Genomic DNA, 14,671 nt, shown 5'->3' with positions numbered 1-14,671 from the left:
CCGCCGGTTAGAGCGGGGAATCGCGGCTGTCAGCCCTCTTGCTTCTCTCGAAGCCGAAGACGGACGCCTGTATCCCGGAGGAAAATCCATGTAATTTCTGTGAATAAATCCATCTTAACCATACCAATTATAATTTCAATAGAAAGAAGGGATTTATTTAACTTTCCCTAACCACCCGCTTTTTACCCCCTCAATTTCTCAAAAAAAGCCTCACTCCCGGGCTCGACACACCAGCTATTTCCCTTATTCTCGCCACCCCCCTCAAAAAAGTGGTACTCATGAGCAAAAAAATCGTCCTCGCATACTCCGGCGGCCTCGACACCTCCGTCCTTCTCTCCTGGATCAAGGAAACCTACGACGCTGAAGTGATCGCCTTCTGCGCCAATGTCGGCCAGGACGACGAGCTCAAGGGCCTCAACGCCAAGGCCAAGAAAACCGGGGCCTCCAAGATCTACATCGACGACCTCCAGGAAGAATTCGCCTCCGACTTCATCTTCCCGATGATCCAGGCCGGAGCGATTTACGAAGGCGAATACTTCCTGGGAACCAGCATCGCCCGCCCCCTCATCGCCAAACGCATGGTCGAGATCGCCAAGGCCGAAAAAGCCGGCTTCATCGCCCACGGCGCCACCGGCAAGGGAAATGACCAGGTCCGCTTTGAGCTCACCGCCGCCGCCCTCGCCCCCGAGATCGAAATCATCGCCCCCTGGCGCGACGAGCGCTTCCGCACCCAGTTCCCCGGCCGCGCCGAGATGATCGCCTACTGCGAAGAAAAGAAGATCCCCGTCCAGGCCAGCGCCAAAAAGCCCTTCTCCATGGACCGCAACCTCCTCCACATCAGCTACGAGGCCGGCATCCTGGAAGACCCCTGGTTTGACGCCAGCGATCCCAAGTACAAAGGCTACTTCAACACCCTCTCCGTCTTCCCCGAAGACGCCCCGGACAAGCCCGAGACCGTCATCCTCGAATTCGAAAAGGGCAACTGCATCGCCGTGAACGGCAAGCTCCTCTCTCCTCTGGGCGTGATGAAGATGCTCAACAAGCTCGGCGGCAAGCACGGTGTCGGCCGCGTGGACATGGTCGAAAATCGCTTCGTCGGCATGAAGTCCCGCGGCGTCTATGAAACCCCCGGCGGCAGCATCCTCCACTTCGCCCACCGCCAGATCGAAAGCCTCACCATGGACCGCGAAGTCATGCACCTGCGCGACAGCCTCATCCCCAAGTACGCCAGCCTCGTGTACAATGGCTTCTGGTACGCCCCCGAGCGCCTCGCCCTCCAGGCCCTCGTCAGCGAAAGCCAGAAGAAAGTCAGCGGCACCGTGCGCATCAAGCTCTACAAAGGCAACATCATCCCCGCCGGCCGCAAGAGCATCTTCAGCCTCTACAACCCCCACATCGCCACGATGGAAGCCGACCCGACGAAGGCCTACAACCAGGACGACGCCACCGGCTTCATCCGCCTCAACGGCCTCCGCCTCAAAACCGGCGCCCTGCGGGACCGCAAGAAGTAAGTCGCACCCCTCGCTCAACTCTCAAAACACTCCAACGCCGCACGGGAATCCCTGCGGCATTGTTTCTCCCCGTTCGGCATAATAATGCCAGGGAGGAATGGCATCTTCTTTCCCCATTTTCCCCTGCTTAACCTTGGCTCCTCTGATTTGCCACAAGTCGCTCCTTTTCAGCCTTGGCTTTGCGGTATTCGGCAATGGCCTGTGCTTCACTTTCTTTGGCTCGCGGATTCGCGCTGCCATATGGAAGCGTGTCCAGTGCATTTTCAACAGCGCGCATTTCTCCGAGATCAAAATTCATGATCATTTTTTCAGCGGGGCTTAGTTTCATATGATGTGCTTATAATATCATTCACAGGCATCCCACAGCAGAGCCTGAAGTTTGGAGATGAAGTGCGCTGACTGAGGGCGGAAAGCGGCTTGGTTTGGATTACGATGTCTAAAACAACACACGCCCACGCCACCCAGTCAGCACACCATCACATCAACGTTCTTGGGCAGATGCTCAAGTTCATTCCCCGCGGCCTCAGCGGAGAGGTCGGGTGAGAGACCACCCGCCGCCCAAACAACCGCCAACCAGACCACCCAGGCCAACCACTGCAAACAACCGCCAACAATCGCAAACCACCGCAAACTCCCCCTCCCCTCCGGCCAACTACCGTCAACGGCGCAGCCCTTCAGCCATAGTCAACCACCGTCAACTCCCCCTTCCTACGGTGCCTTCCGCCGGATCCGCGCCGGCACATCATTGATGTTATACCCCGCCTCGCGCAGCGCGTCCCACACCTTCATCAGGTTTCCCAGCGCCGCCGTCGTGTCCGCCTGCAGCTCCAGCTTCAGCCCCGGCTTCTCCCATCGTCTTCGACTCCGGCAGCGTGATCTTCACCTGCGTGTTCTCCTTGCGGAAGGTCGTCGTCGCCACAAAGAAGATCAGCAGGATCACCATGATGTCGATCAGCGACACGATGGGAATCATCGGCACCGGCCGGCGTTTGGGGCGGAGGTTCATGGCCATGGCGTGCAGTGAGTCAGGAAGAAGATGAAAGTCAGGTGTTCGTCGCTCTCGCCCACACACTCACGCCGCCGGGCGCTGCACCTCAAAGTGCTGGTAGAAGTGCTGGATCGTCTCCTGCATGATGGACTCCACCTTCACCGCCAGCGCATCCAGCCGCCGCGTGAAGTACGTGTGCGCCAGCACTGAAGGCACCGCCACAAACAGCCCCGCGATCGTGCACCGCAGCGCCACGCCGATCTCGTGCGCCACCACCGCCGTGTCCGGCCCGCCGCCCGTGCCAAAGGCGGAGAACATCCCCACCAGGCCCGCCGTCGTGCCCAGCAGCCCCAGCAGCGGCGCCACCGTCACCATCACCTCCAGCAGCGGTATCCCGCTCTCCAGCCGGTGAATCTCCTCCCGCGCCTTGATCGCGCACGCATCGTGGCACTCCTGCTTGCTCGTGAAGGCCCCGCTGATCGCCATCGTCCCCAGCCGCGAGAGCATCGACCCGTCCGCCAGCAAAAAGTCCTGCAGCGGGCGGATGTCCCCCTTCAGCGCATAATGCGGGATGCTCCTCAGCTGGCTCACCACCGCATTCGGCATGATCACCTGCTCCCGCAGGTTCAGCCACGCCATGATGGATGCTCCGATCGCGCTCATCGAGCACAGCACGATCAGCCCCATCACAAATCCCCCCGTGGCCAGAAATTCATACACAAGCTGCAGTCCCGAAGGCGCGGCCTTGGCAGGAGCCGCCGCCGTGGCGGCATCAGCAGCAGCGGCCAGCAGTGGCGTGGCGGTGGCGAAGAGGTCAGTAAATAAGCACATCGTATTCAATTTTCAGGCGCTCCAGGTCATCCTTCGGGAGCAAAGGGATCACATCATCAGGCATCGGTGGTATCTCCGCATCTCGGATCGCCTGCAAGGTCAATTCCGTCAGCATGGCATTGGAGTCTTTGTCATTGATCACCCGCAGCCCCTCCACCTTGCCCTGCTTCGTCACGTAAAAAACCACCTTCAAGGCCCCATAGGTGAGGTCTTTCTGTTTTGCCTTCCGGTAGGCATGCCATTTCTTTTCCACCTGCCCCGTCACCTGCCGGATGTAGCGTCCCTTCGGCGTCTCCTCCTTCTTCTCCTCGGCGGCGGCCGGCTTCGTGGCATCAGCAGCGCCTGCCTGCTTCCTGCCCTCGGGGGGCGTCAGCTCATTCGGGCCCGCCTTCTGCGGCATCTTCGTCGCCGCCTCACCGCCCGCCGCAGGCGGCGTTTTGGGCGCGGGCTTCTCCTCCGGCGCAGCGCGGACAGTGAGCATCCCCATGAGAAAAACCACCGCAGTCATCATTCCCTGCGGCCGCCGCCCCCGCATGCCAGCCGCGAGCGCGCACACAGCACTCAAAACAACGAGCCCCATCACGAAGCCCTCTTTCGCAAGGAGGAGATCAGTAAATAAGCACATTATATTCAATCTTCAGCCGCTCCTGATCGTTCATCGGGAGCGAAGGGATCACATCCGCGGGCATCGGGGGGATTTCCGCATCCCGGATCGCCTGCAGCGTGAAGCCCGTCAGGATCGGATTGGAGTCCTTGTCGTTGACAATTTTCAGGCTTTCCACCTTCCCTTTCTTGTTCACGTAAAAGACAATCTGCAGGCTCCCATACGTCACCCCGTCACGCCGCAGCAGGCGGTAGATGTGCCACTTCTTTTCCACCTGCCCCGTCACCTGCCGGATGTAGCGCCCCTTCGGCGTCTCCTCCGCATCCACAGACGCCTCGCTGCCTCGGTTGGAGATCGTCCCCTTCGTGTGCGTCGTCCGTGTGAATGGCGTGAAGGCGTTCGGGTCCGCGTTCTTCGTCGTCTTCGTCACCGGTTCGTCATCCGGCACCGGCAGCGCCTTGGGGATGGGCTTCTGCGGCTGCGTCTCCGGCGGCGTGTTTTGCGCCATCTCCGGTTTGGGTGGTGTGGGCGTCAGAGTCAGCGGATCCAGCGGGATCGCCTTCGGCGGCATGTCCTCCTTCTTCTCCGGCTCCTTCACCTTGTCCTCCTCCGGCTTCTTCAGCTCGATCATGAGCCGGTTCTTGTCCACCTGCGCCAGCTCCTTGTCCGCCTCCTCCATCATCTTCGTCAGCGGCGTCACGTCCGGCGTGGTCTTCGCCACGGTCTGCGGTGGTGGCGTCACGGGTGGCGTGGGCGGCTGCGGCGCCGGTGTCGGCGGCGTAGGCGTGGGTTTCGGGCTCGGGGGACTCGGCGGCGTGGGCGGTTCCGGCGGCCGCATCGCCAGCTCCCGCTGCGGCGTCTTCGGCCTCGCATCATCCTTCAGCTCTCCGTCCTTGAAATCCCGGTCCGCCATTTCTTGCGTCGGGATTTTGAGCCCGTTCATCGTCGGCATCGGCTCCGTCGCATCCGGAGAAGGCGCCAGCACCGTCGCCGCCTTCGTGTTCCGGTCCGCGATGAAGGCCGCATTCTTCGGCGCCGTGTCAGACGCCTGGTTTTGCGAAGTACGGATGTACACCTCCGGCTTCGGCGGCTTGGGTGGCTCCGCCGGCAGGAACTGCTCTGGAAACACCAGCACCTCCTCCTCCTTCTCCTCCTTCGGCGGCATGTGCGCCTGCTTCCACAGCTCCAGCGCCGCCTCCCTCGCCATCACCCACGCCAGCAGCAAAAACAGCAGCGCATGCACCACCACTGTACCAGTGATGGCAATGCGCAGATTGTTGCTGCTGTTGTTGTTGTGAGAAACGGCGGTCACAAAGCAGGGGGGATAAAGGAACGCCCCCATCCCTTATAGTGCCCTCCCCTCCCCGAGAATCAAATGCTCATTGCCCCCCCAAAATCGCCCAAAAAGCCCCCCATCCCCCCTCGATTCCGGCTCGTCCTCGTCCTCGATCCCTCCGCTCCGCAAACACCCACCTCTCCGCACTCCTCCCACTCCTCCTCTTCCTCCTACTCCTCCTCCCTTCCCCAAAACTCCCGCCTCCTCCCCAGCCCCCTTTTCACTCTCCCCGCATCCGTCATTCCCATCCCCCCTCTCCCCAAAAAACAAAAAAGGCCCCCAGTTCCCCAGGAGCCTTTTTTCAAATCACGTCCTCACTCTCACTTCACCACCGCCTTGAACACAATCGGGATGATCAAAATCGCCAGGATGTTCACCACCTTGATCATCGGGTTCACCGCCGGGCCCGCAGTGTCCTTGTAGGGGTCGCCCACGGTATCTCCCGTCACCGCCGCCTGGTGGCCAAAGCTCCCCTTCCCGCCGTGGTTGCCTTCTTCAATGAACTTCTTCGCATTGTCCCACGCACCGCCGGCGCTCGTCATCGAAATGCCCACAAACAGCCCCGTCACGATCGTGCCGATCAGCACCCCGCCCAGAGCCTCCATGCCCAGAAACGCCACCGCGATCACAAAGATCAGCGGCAGCAGCGCCGGCACAATCATCTGCCCCAGCGCCGCCTTCGTCACGATGTCCACGCACTGCGCATAATCAGGAGTCTCCGTCCCGTTCAGAATCCCCGGCTTCAGGCCGATCTGACGGCGCACTTCCAGCACCACCGCGCCCGCCGCACTGCCCACCGCGCTCATGCAGAAAGACGTGAACAGAAACGGCAGCAGCCCGCCGATGAACATGCCGATCACCACCTTCGGATCCATCAGGTCAAAGCTCACCTTGTGCCCCACGAAGGACTGCAGGTCCTCCACATACGAGCCAAACAGCACCATCGCCGCCAGACCCGCGCTCGCGATCGCATACCCCTTCGTCACCGCCTTCATCGTGTTGCCCACCGCATCCAGTTCGTCCGTGATCTTGCGCACACCTTCCGGCAGGCCGGACATCACCGCGATGCCGCCCGCGTTGTCCGTGATCGGGCCAAACGCATCCAGCGAAATGATGATTCCCGAAAGCGACAGCATCGACACCACCGCAATCGCGATGCCATACAGCCCCGCCAGGTCATAGCAGCACCAGATCGAAGCCGCGATCGCCAGCACCGGCAGCAGCGTCGCCTGATTGCCAATGCTGATCCCCGCGATGATGTTCGTCGCGTGGCCGGTCTCCGAGGCCTTCGCAATCTTCCGCACCGGCGCATGGTGCGTGCTCGTGTAGTAGTTCGTGATCCACACCACCAGCAGCGTCATGATCAGCCCCACCACCGCGCAGTAAAACAGGTTCGCATGCGGCAGCGCCCGGCCGCCGATCTCCAGGCCCGCCGGGAACATCGCCCCCGTGGCCCACCAGAAGAGACCCGCCGCCACCGCGCCAGACACCGCCACGCCGCACACCAGGGAGGTCGTCGCCTCCTGCTTCACAAAGTTCACCCAGCCGATGCCCAGCAGCGAGGCCACGATCGCCAGGCCGCACAGCACAAACGGATACACCACCGCCGCCTCCGCCGCCGCGCCGCCCACCGTCAGGTGGCCCACCAGCACGCCGCCGATCAGGCTCACCGCATACGTCTCAAACACGTCCGCCGCCATCCCCGCGCAGTCGCCCACGTTGTCACCCACATTGTCGGCAATGGTCGCCGGGTTCCGCGGATCATCCTCGTTCAGGTTCTGCTCGTTCTTGCCCACCAGGTCCGCGCCCACGTCCGCCGCCTTCGTATAAATGCCGCCGCCCAGACGCGCAAACACGCTGATCAGCGAGCTGCCCAGCGCCAGCCCCACCAGGGAGTCGATCGCATGCTTCGCGTGGTCCGCATACTTCAGCACCACCAGATAAAACACACCCACGGACAGCAGGCCCAGCGCCACCACCAGCAGCCCCGTCACCGCGCCGCCATTGAAGGCCACCTTCAGCGCCTGGTGGCTCCCCACGGAGGCCGCCTGCGCCGTGCGCACATTCGCCCGCACCGCGATCATCATGCCGATGTACCCCGCAGCCAGGGAGCACACCGCCCCCACCACAAAGCCCGCCGCCGTCAGCCCGCCGCGCAGGTACCACACCGCCGCCAGGATCACCACCGCGATCAGGCTCACCGAAACAATCTGCCGGTTCAGGTACGCCTTCGCCCCCTGCTGGATCGCTCCCGCGATCGCCGCCATCTTCTCATTCCCCGGGTCAGACCCCACCACCTTGCGGATCAGGATAAACGCAAACAGAAGCCCGACGACGGAAAGGGCGATGGCAATGGCAATGCCGTGAGTCAGCAAAAAGGACATGATGGAAGAGATGGAATGAGTCAGGTGGTTGGAAAAAGCCCCGTCCCCTCCAAAGGAAGGAACCGGGCAGCAGCGGGTAAAGCCGCGAACTCTAGCAAGTCGCAATTTGGTGGCAAGAACTTGCTCAGAGTTTTCTCTTTCCTCTCATCCCCTTCCCCCTCCCCATCTCAGCCTCTTCCCTAACCATGAACTCCACCGGGGCGCCCCGCCCCCATCACCACGGCACCTTTTCCTTCTTCCATCGCAGGCACGCCTTTCACAGCCTCCCGAGATCCACACCGGCCGGGTAAAGCTGCGGAAAATAGTAGCCCACATAGGAGGCTGGAAAGCCGAGCCGCACCGGCGCGCTGGGTCCCTCAGACACCAGCACCCCTTCGGTTATAAGCTTCCCCACGTGCCGCCTCGCCGTTCTCTCCGGCATCTGCAAAATGCGCCCCGCCTCGCCGCGCATCACTTCTCCGCGCAGAAACACATCCGGGAGAAGATAGCGTGTTTCTTTCGGCGCTTTTTTGCGGGAGATGAGCAGATCCGCAAACGCCAGTATCCGCTCCTGCATCGCATCCAGGTCCAGCAACCCCGTCATGAAGTCCACCTGGTCCATCGCCGTGGAGAAAAAGAACCGGCAAAAATGGGTGAGCCCCTTGTCGGACAAATTGCCGCGCCCGTCCAGATCTCCCTGGCGGGGCAGATCTGCCGAGGCCAGCGCCGCCCGGTAGTCATCACGCTGCCGGGCCAGCCCGCGTGACACCATCCACAGGCCATGTCCTTCCATTTTTACCCGCATCAAATACGCATGGGTGAACAGGCGCGTGACGCGCCCGTTGCCATCGAGAAAGGGGTGAATCCAAGCCAGCCGATGGTGCGAAGCCGCCGCGCCCGTGAGGCGTTTGACCGGGTCCAGCCTGTCCGGATCATACTGCTGGGCAAAGCGCTGCATGAATTGAGGCAAGGATGTGGATGCGGGTGCCACATGCCGCCCCACCTCCACCTCACCCGCGCGCATCTGCCCGGGCACCACCCAGTCCTCACCGCCGCTGCGCGTCTTTACCCGGCGAAACTCCTCCGGCATGCGCTCGTAAAGCTCCTGGTGCAGCCAGCAGATAAATTCAGGCGAGCACACCTTCAGCGTCTCATCATCTCGCAGCCGCTGCTCCATGAGCTTCTGTACTTCAATGTGCGCCCGGCTTTCAATTTGCAGCGCACGCTTCCCCGGATCCGCGGAGTAATCCCTTTGCAGCGCCTTCTCGATATCGACCGGGTGAGTGTTGTGCCCCTCGATCAGGTTGGAATAATAGCTGTTCATTTTCCGCAGCATCTCCACCACATCCCCGCGGACGACCGGGTGCAAAGCCCCTCCCAGTTGCGCGGATTTCCGCAGCAGCTCGAAGGCGAGCTCTTTCAGCTCGCCCCTCTGATCCATGGGAAACAGCGGCTCCATGGAAGTGATCTGGGTGTAAAGCTCCATCTGCCTCAGGAAGCTTGCCCTTGAACGCATCATTTGTCCACTCTTTTGGCCGGTCATCTGTTCGCCACTTTGGCCGGTCCATTCACCTTCTATTTATCCGATTTTTTGGCCGGTCATGTGGCCGGTGATTTGGCCGCCTTTGTCCCGTACCTCCCGCCCCCCCCGTTAAGCGCCCGATCCCCCTTCGCCACCCACCTCCCCCACACCCGCCCATATCCCCGTCCGGTTATCCCGCCGCGCCCACTGCCCACTGCCCACTGCCCACTGCCCACTGCCCACTGCCCACTCGCCATTCCTCATTCCTCATTCCTCATTCCTCCTTCCCCGTCACCCCCTCCTCCCCCTCCCGCTCATCAGCTCCCGCAAAATCAAATTCGGAAACCGCCGGCTCGGGGTGATCGCATAGAAGCTCTCCTTGATCTGCGGAAACCGGTGCCGCTCCACCAGCACGCCGCTCTCCAGCTCGTCCTTCACCACCACCGGCGGCACCAGCGTCACCCCCTGCGTCTCGCGTGCCACCAGGCGCAGCATCGCCATGTCATCCACCTCCGCCGCGATGGTCGGCCGGATCCCGCTCTGATCCATCAGCACATCAAACGCCGCGCGGATGCTGCTCCCCTGGCTCGGCAGCACGATCGGCACCGTGCGCAGATCCGCCGGAAACCGGAACGGCTTCATCCCCCGCTTCTTGTGCCCCACCAGGCTCACCGACTGCTCGTCCAGCAGGTGGCTGTGGCACACCGTCTCCGCATCGCGCCGCACCGCCGTGTTGGAGAGCACCACATCCAGCGTGTGGTTCTGCAACTGTGCCAGCAGCTCCCGCAGCGTGCCTGAGTGGATGATCAGCTCCACATCATCCCGCGGAATCAGCGGGCGCAGAAAGCTCAGTTGAAAATTCCGCGAAACGTTCGTGGCCGCACCCACCCGCAGCAGCCCGCGGCTCCGCCCCGCGCGGTTTTTCATCAGATCCGTCAGCTCCTCCCCGCTGCGGAAAATCCCATGCGCATACTCCAGCGCGATCCTCCCCGCCTCCGTCAGCACCAGCGCCTTGTGCTTCCGCTCAAACAGCACCTGCCCCAGGCTCTCCTCCAGGCTGCGAAGCTGCACGCTCAGCGCCGACTGCGAAATTTTGAGATGCCCCGCCGCCTTCGTCAGACTCCCCTCCATCGCAATGGCACGAAAGTAGCGCAGATGATGATAATTCAAAAAACCCATGCCCACCCATATACCAAAGCGAACGATGTCTGCCAATTCTTGAATTGGAACGAATCGTTTCCCCGGCAGATAAAAACCACATCTCCGAATCACCCATATCCAGCATCCAGCATCCAGCATCCAGCATCCAGCATCCAGCATCCAGCATCCAGCATCCAGCATGACTCCCCTCCCCCTGAAACGCGTCTCCATCATCTGCGATCCCTCCGCCGAAGAGCACGTCGCAGCCCTGCTCGAAGAGATCGGCGCCGAGGGCCACATGACCGTTCCCGTGCGCGGCATCGATCCCCTCACCGCCGGCACAGATGCTGAAACCACCAAGCTCCAGATCGAGACCACCCTCGACTCCTCCCGCGCCGACACCCTCCTCCACCGTCTCCAGAGCGATCTCCTCACCGCCTCCTCCTCCATCGCCGCGTATGAGAGCGACGTGCCCGAGGAAGAAGCCGCGTGCAGCCACGTCACCACCGCAGAGGAGCAGGCCCGCCTCACCCCGGACGAAGTCCTCCAGCAGTTCAAAGACGGCAACCGCCGCTTCCGCAGCGGCCAGACCACCCGCCGCAATCACCCAGAGCAGGTCCGCAAGTCCGCCGTCGGCCAGTATCCCAAGGCCGTCGTCCTCAGCTGCCTGGACAGCCGCGTCCCCGTGGAGGACGTTTTCGATCAGGGCATCGGCGATGTCTTCGTCGCCCGCGTCGCCGGAAACCTCGTCAATGAAGACATCCTCGGCAGCATGGAGTTCGCCTGCAAAGTCGCCGGCGCCAAGATGATCCTCGTCATGGGCCACCAGCACTGCGGCGCCATCTCCGCCAATCCCCTCTACGTCCGCCACGTCGCCCGCAACAACGTCCGCCACGCCCTCTCCCAGATCCGCACCCAGAGCCCCATCCTCAAAGAGATGGAGGACAAAAAAGAGATCAAGATCGTCGGCGCCTTCTACCGCCTCACGGATGGCACCCTCGAGTTCATCGAGTGATCTCCCGAGTGACCTCTGCCCATCTGCTGATGGCGGAGCCATCAAAGCCTGTAGCAAGGGGTTGAGCGCAGCGACACCCCTTGTTCGTCCCCTCGTCACGTCCTCTCACTCCCTCGCATCGCGTAGCGATGCCAGCACGCACGTTCCCCCCTGATCATCACCTCTGCTTCGCCGCCACCCGGCGCCTCACTCCCTCCACATGCGCCTTTTTCGCCACGCGCCTGTCCCCCGCCCCCTCACTTCCCTCCCAGCGCCGCCTTCACCCGCTCCACCTCCGCGGGCTCCAGCACCACCTCCTCAAAGCCGGTGATATACGCGGTCAGCCCGTCATTGATCACAGGCTCCGGCAGCCCCGGCTTCAGCGTGCCGCCCCCCATCAAAAAAATCACCGGCCGAAACTTCGCCTCCGGCAGCTTCAAAAACTGCGCCAGCGCCGCGATGTGCCGCCGGCTCTGCCAGATCAGATTTGGAAATGCCACCCGGCTCCCCGTGGCAAAGGTCTGCACCCACTGCGCCTCATCCTCCGCCCCCTGCACCGCGCCCGTGCAGGGCTTCGTCTCGATCACAAAGATCCCATGCGGAGACACCACCACGTGGTCCACCCGCAGCGTGCCCCCGCCATCCGGCCGCGGCACGCGCACATCCGTAAAGCAGCCATATCCCTCCGGCTTCAGCAGGCGAAACGTCCCCTGCACCACCAGCATCTCCCGCAGCGTCCCCCTCAGCGCCGGCTTGAACCTCCGGTAGAGAAACAGCACCGCATACAGCCCCGCCACCGCCCCGAAGAGCGGCAGGTTCGGCTTGATCAGCGTGGTAAAAACATCCCCGGCATCCGTCATGCCCCCGACTCTCCGCAGCCCCGCCCGCCCCGCAACCACCGTCCGCCTCTCTCCGCCTTAAATCACGCCCTCCTCCTTTCCCCGTTCCCCGGCGCCCGAAGATCCGGCATCAGAGCAGCACCAGGGCCAAAAAAAACGCCCGGCAGGAAGCTCCCGCCGGACGTTTTTCAAATCTCAGACACACCAGGACCGGCAGCGCGGCCCCCCAGCATCAGGTATCCTACTTTATGCCGCCGCTCTTTGGCTGGCTCGTGTCAGTGGAGCCGCCGCTGTTGGAGCCGATGAACGAGCTGCCGATGTTGCTCGGGTCATCCTTGCGGTGGCGGTCCTTCAGCGGCTTGCTGCCACCAAAGTACACACGCACCCCGCCCAGAAGCTGCGCAAAGGCATGCTCGCCCACGCCACCGCTGGCAAACAGCGCCACCCCGTTGATCGGCGTCTGCCACTCCACATTGGCCAGGTAGAAGTTGTGGTTGAAGCGGCTCTGGTACTCCAGGCTGATCATCAGGTTGTCCATCGGGTAGATCGCCGCATACACGCGCGCAGCCACAAAGTTCTGGTGCGTCGCCAGCCCCGGGAAGGTCGTCGGCACGCGGGAGTTGTAGTTGTCATACCCCACCACCGCGCCCAGCGTCACCTGCTTGAGGTAGTACTCCCCTTCCACGCCGAAGATGAAGTCGTCAAACTTCTGGCTCATCACCCCGCTCACGGCCAGGCCCAGCAGCCCCTTGCTCGGATCACGCGCAAAGAAGTGCGAGCCCAGACCATAGATGTTCGTGGAAAAGCCGTGCTGGTACAATCCGTCAAACTGCGCTCCGAATCGGTGCCCCACCGGCAGCGAGATCGTCCCGCCCACCCCTCGCGTGGAGCTGCGGTTGATGGCGCCATAGTTGGCGTCCAGCTTGCCATTGATGGCGGACACAGCAGGCTCGGAGGCCGCCTCGGCGATGCCTGGCACAGGCGATTTGGCGCTAAGCGGAGTCGCGCTGACTGCCGCCACGGCGGCGATTAGTGGGAGGATGTGTAGGTGTTTCATGGGGAAGCTTGTCGTGGCCCGAGCGATACTAAAACTCCGGCGAAGATCAAGCCCGTAAGTTGACACATTCACATTCGGCCCTCCCCCGCCGACGGCTCCCGAGGCTTCGCCCGCCCCCACTTGGCGCTTCCCCCCCCAAAAAAAACGCCCGGCGGGTATCCCTGCCGGACGTTTTTCAAATCTCACACCACCAGGCCGGTGGCGCGGCCCTCAGCATCAGTTCTCCTTTTTCACACCCGCTGGCTGGCTCGCGTCCGTGGAGCCGCCGCTGTTCGAGCCGATGAACGAGCTGCCGATGTTGCTCGGGTCATCCTTGCGGTGGCGGTCCTTCAGCGGCTTGCTGCCACCAAAGTACACCCGCACCCCGCCCAGAAGCTGAGCAAAGTTGTGCTCGCCCACGCCGCCGCTGGCAAACAGCGCCACCCCGTTGATCGGCGTCTGCCATTCCACATTGGCCAGGTAGAAGTTGTGGTTGAAGCGGCTCTGGTACTCCAGGCTGATCATCAGGTTGTCCATCGGGTAGATCGCCGCATACACACGCGCAGCCACAAAGTTCTGGTGCGTTGCCAGCCCCGGGAAGGTCGTCGGCACACGGGAGTTGTAGTTGTCATACCCCACCACTGCGCCCAGCGTCACCTGCTTGAGGTAGTACTCCCCTTCCACGCCGAAGATGAAGTCGTCAAACTTCTGGCTCATCACCCCGCTGAAGGCCAGGCCCAGCAGCCCCTTGCTCGGATCACGCGCAAAGAAGTGCGAGCCCAGGCCGAAGATGTTCGTGGAAAACCCGTGCTGATACAATCCGTCAAACTGCGCCCCGAATCGGTGCCCCACCGGCAGCGAGATCGTGCCGCCCACTCCTCGCGTGGAGCTGCGGTTGATGGCGCCATAGTTGGCATCCAGCTTGCCATTGATCGCAGACACAGCCGGCTCGGAAGCCGCCGCTGCGATGCCCGGCGCAGGAGCACCGGCCTGAAGCTGGGTCACGGTCACAGCCGCAAACGCGGCAAGAAGAGGGAGGGTGTGTAGGTGTTTCATCTTCGGATGGGTAGTGGCCCGAGGGATACCGAAGGTCCGATCAAGATCAAGCCTCTAATACCATGAACCGTTGAAAACCAGCCTTCGTCCACGGCGCGGCATGCGCAAACCCAGCGCAGGTAGGTAGGTAGGGCGTGGCTGTCCTCAGCCCGCCGCCGCCGAAGCCCAAGATGACCAGGCAACGCCAGCCTCTCCGGCCGGAAATCAGTTTCGCGAATCGCTAGAGCCCCATCCTCAGGGAGCAAGACCCCCATGGCAGCGCAAGAGCACCAGCCAAAGTGGCCCCCTCAGTCCCCTGAGCGGAACGAGCGAGCCTGTGGCAAACAAACCAGAAAAGAAAAGGTTCGGACCGTGAGACCCCCATGGCAGCGCATGAGCACCAGCCAAAGTGGCCCGCTCAGTCCCCTGAGCGGAACGAGCGAGCCTGTGGCGAACAAACCAGAAAAGAAGA

At 62.3% G+C, this 14,671-nt stretch carries 13 protein-coding genes; 2 read left to right on the top strand and 11 right to left on the bottom strand.

What is annotated here, in order from left to right:
* The first annotated feature begins 278 nt into the window (after window positions 1–278).
* Window positions 279–1,511 (top strand): argininosuccinate synthase, encoded by a 1,233-nt coding sequence (locus ACILSQ_RS23615; RefSeq protein WP_395746134.1) that lies wholly within the window; start codon window positions 279–281, stop codon window positions 1,509–1,511.
* A 127-nt stretch (window positions 1,512–1,638) separates the two neighbouring features.
* Here the strand turns inward: ACILSQ_RS23615 and ACILSQ_RS23610 are convergent, their stop codons facing one another.
* From ACILSQ_RS23610 to ACILSQ_RS23575, 8 genes are all read right to left on the bottom strand, one after another.
* Window positions 1,639–1,839: a hypothetical protein gene (locus tag ACILSQ_RS23610; RefSeq protein ID WP_395746133.1), complete on the bottom strand. Its 201-nt coding sequence runs from the start codon at window positions 1,837–1,839 to the stop codon at window positions 1,639–1,641.
* A gap of 423 nt (window positions 1,840–2,262) precedes the next feature.
* Complete coding sequence (locus tag ACILSQ_RS23605; RefSeq protein WP_395746132.1) at window positions 2,263–2,517, bottom strand: ExbD/TolR family protein; 255 nt, start codon at window positions 2,515–2,517, stop codon at window positions 2,263–2,265.
* A gap of 66 nt (window positions 2,518–2,583) precedes the next feature.
* A complete protein-coding gene (locus ACILSQ_RS23600) occupies window positions 2,584–3,330 on the bottom strand; it encodes a MotA/TolQ/ExbB proton channel family protein (protein ID WP_395746131.1) in 747 nt (248 codons plus the stop codon).
* The gene (locus ACILSQ_RS23595; protein ID WP_395746130.1) at window positions 3,314–3,811 is read right to left on the bottom strand and encodes a hypothetical protein; all 498 of its coding nucleotides are present in this window, start codon (window positions 3,809–3,811) and stop codon (window positions 3,314–3,316) included. The genes ACILSQ_RS23600 and ACILSQ_RS23595 overlap by 17 nt, the downstream gene beginning before the upstream one ends.
* 127 nt (window positions 3,812–3,938) lie before the next feature.
* Window positions 3,939–5,246, bottom strand: coding sequence for a hypothetical protein (locus tag ACILSQ_RS23590; protein ID WP_395746129.1), 1,308 nt, complete (start codon window positions 5,244–5,246; stop codon window positions 3,939–3,941).
* 344 nt (window positions 5,247–5,590) lie between these two features.
* On the bottom strand, window positions 5,591–7,654 hold the full coding sequence (locus ACILSQ_RS23585) for a sodium-translocating pyrophosphatase (RefSeq protein WP_395746128.1): 2,064 nt from the start codon (window positions 7,652–7,654) through the stop codon (window positions 5,591–5,593).
* Between the two features lie 256 nt (window positions 7,655–7,910).
* A complete protein-coding gene (locus ACILSQ_RS23580) occupies window positions 7,911–9,119 on the bottom strand; it encodes a Fic family protein (RefSeq protein ID WP_395746127.1) in 1,209 nt (402 codons plus the stop codon).
* A 327-nt stretch (window positions 9,120–9,446) separates the two neighbouring features.
* The gene (locus ACILSQ_RS23575; protein WP_395746285.1) at window positions 9,447–10,334 is read right to left on the bottom strand and encodes a LysR family transcriptional regulator; all 888 of its coding nucleotides are present in this window, start codon (window positions 10,332–10,334) and stop codon (window positions 9,447–9,449) included.
* A 160-nt stretch (window positions 10,335–10,494) separates the two neighbouring features.
* Here ACILSQ_RS23575 and ACILSQ_RS23570 point away from each other — a divergent pair, with 160 nt between their 5' ends.
* Window positions 10,495–11,310 (top strand): carbonic anhydrase, encoded by an 816-nt coding sequence (locus tag ACILSQ_RS23570; RefSeq protein WP_395746126.1) that lies wholly within the window; start codon window positions 10,495–10,497, stop codon window positions 11,308–11,310.
* Between the two features lie 236 nt (window positions 11,311–11,546).
* On the opposite strand, the gene ACILSQ_RS23565 is transcribed toward ACILSQ_RS23570, so the two are convergent.
* The 3 genes from ACILSQ_RS23565 to ACILSQ_RS23555 form a co-directional block, all read right to left on the bottom strand.
* Window positions 11,547–12,149 carry a nuclease-related domain-containing protein gene (locus ACILSQ_RS23565; protein ID WP_395746125.1) on the bottom strand — a complete coding sequence of 201 codons (603 nt, stop codon included), beginning with the start codon at window positions 12,147–12,149 and terminating at the stop codon, window positions 11,547–11,549.
* A gap of 220 nt (window positions 12,150–12,369) precedes the next feature.
* Window positions 12,370–13,185 carry a hypothetical protein gene (locus ACILSQ_RS23560; RefSeq protein ID WP_395746124.1) on the bottom strand — a complete coding sequence of 272 codons (816 nt, stop codon included), beginning with the start codon at window positions 13,183–13,185 and terminating at the stop codon, window positions 12,370–12,372.
* A gap of 216 nt (window positions 13,186–13,401) precedes the next feature.
* Window positions 13,402–14,220, bottom strand: a complete 819-nt coding sequence (locus ACILSQ_RS23555; protein WP_395746123.1) for a hypothetical protein — start codon at window positions 14,218–14,220, stop codon at window positions 13,402–13,404.
* Window positions 14,221–14,671 lie beyond the last annotated feature (451 nt).

This window comes from Prosthecobacter sp., assembly GCF_044227185.1.
Classification (GTDB): Bacteria; Verrucomicrobiota; Verrucomicrobiia; order Verrucomicrobiales; family Verrucomicrobiaceae; genus Prosthecobacter.
The sequence above is the reverse complement of the archived record's forward strand: the minus strand, read 5'-3'. Positions and strand labels throughout refer to the sequence as shown.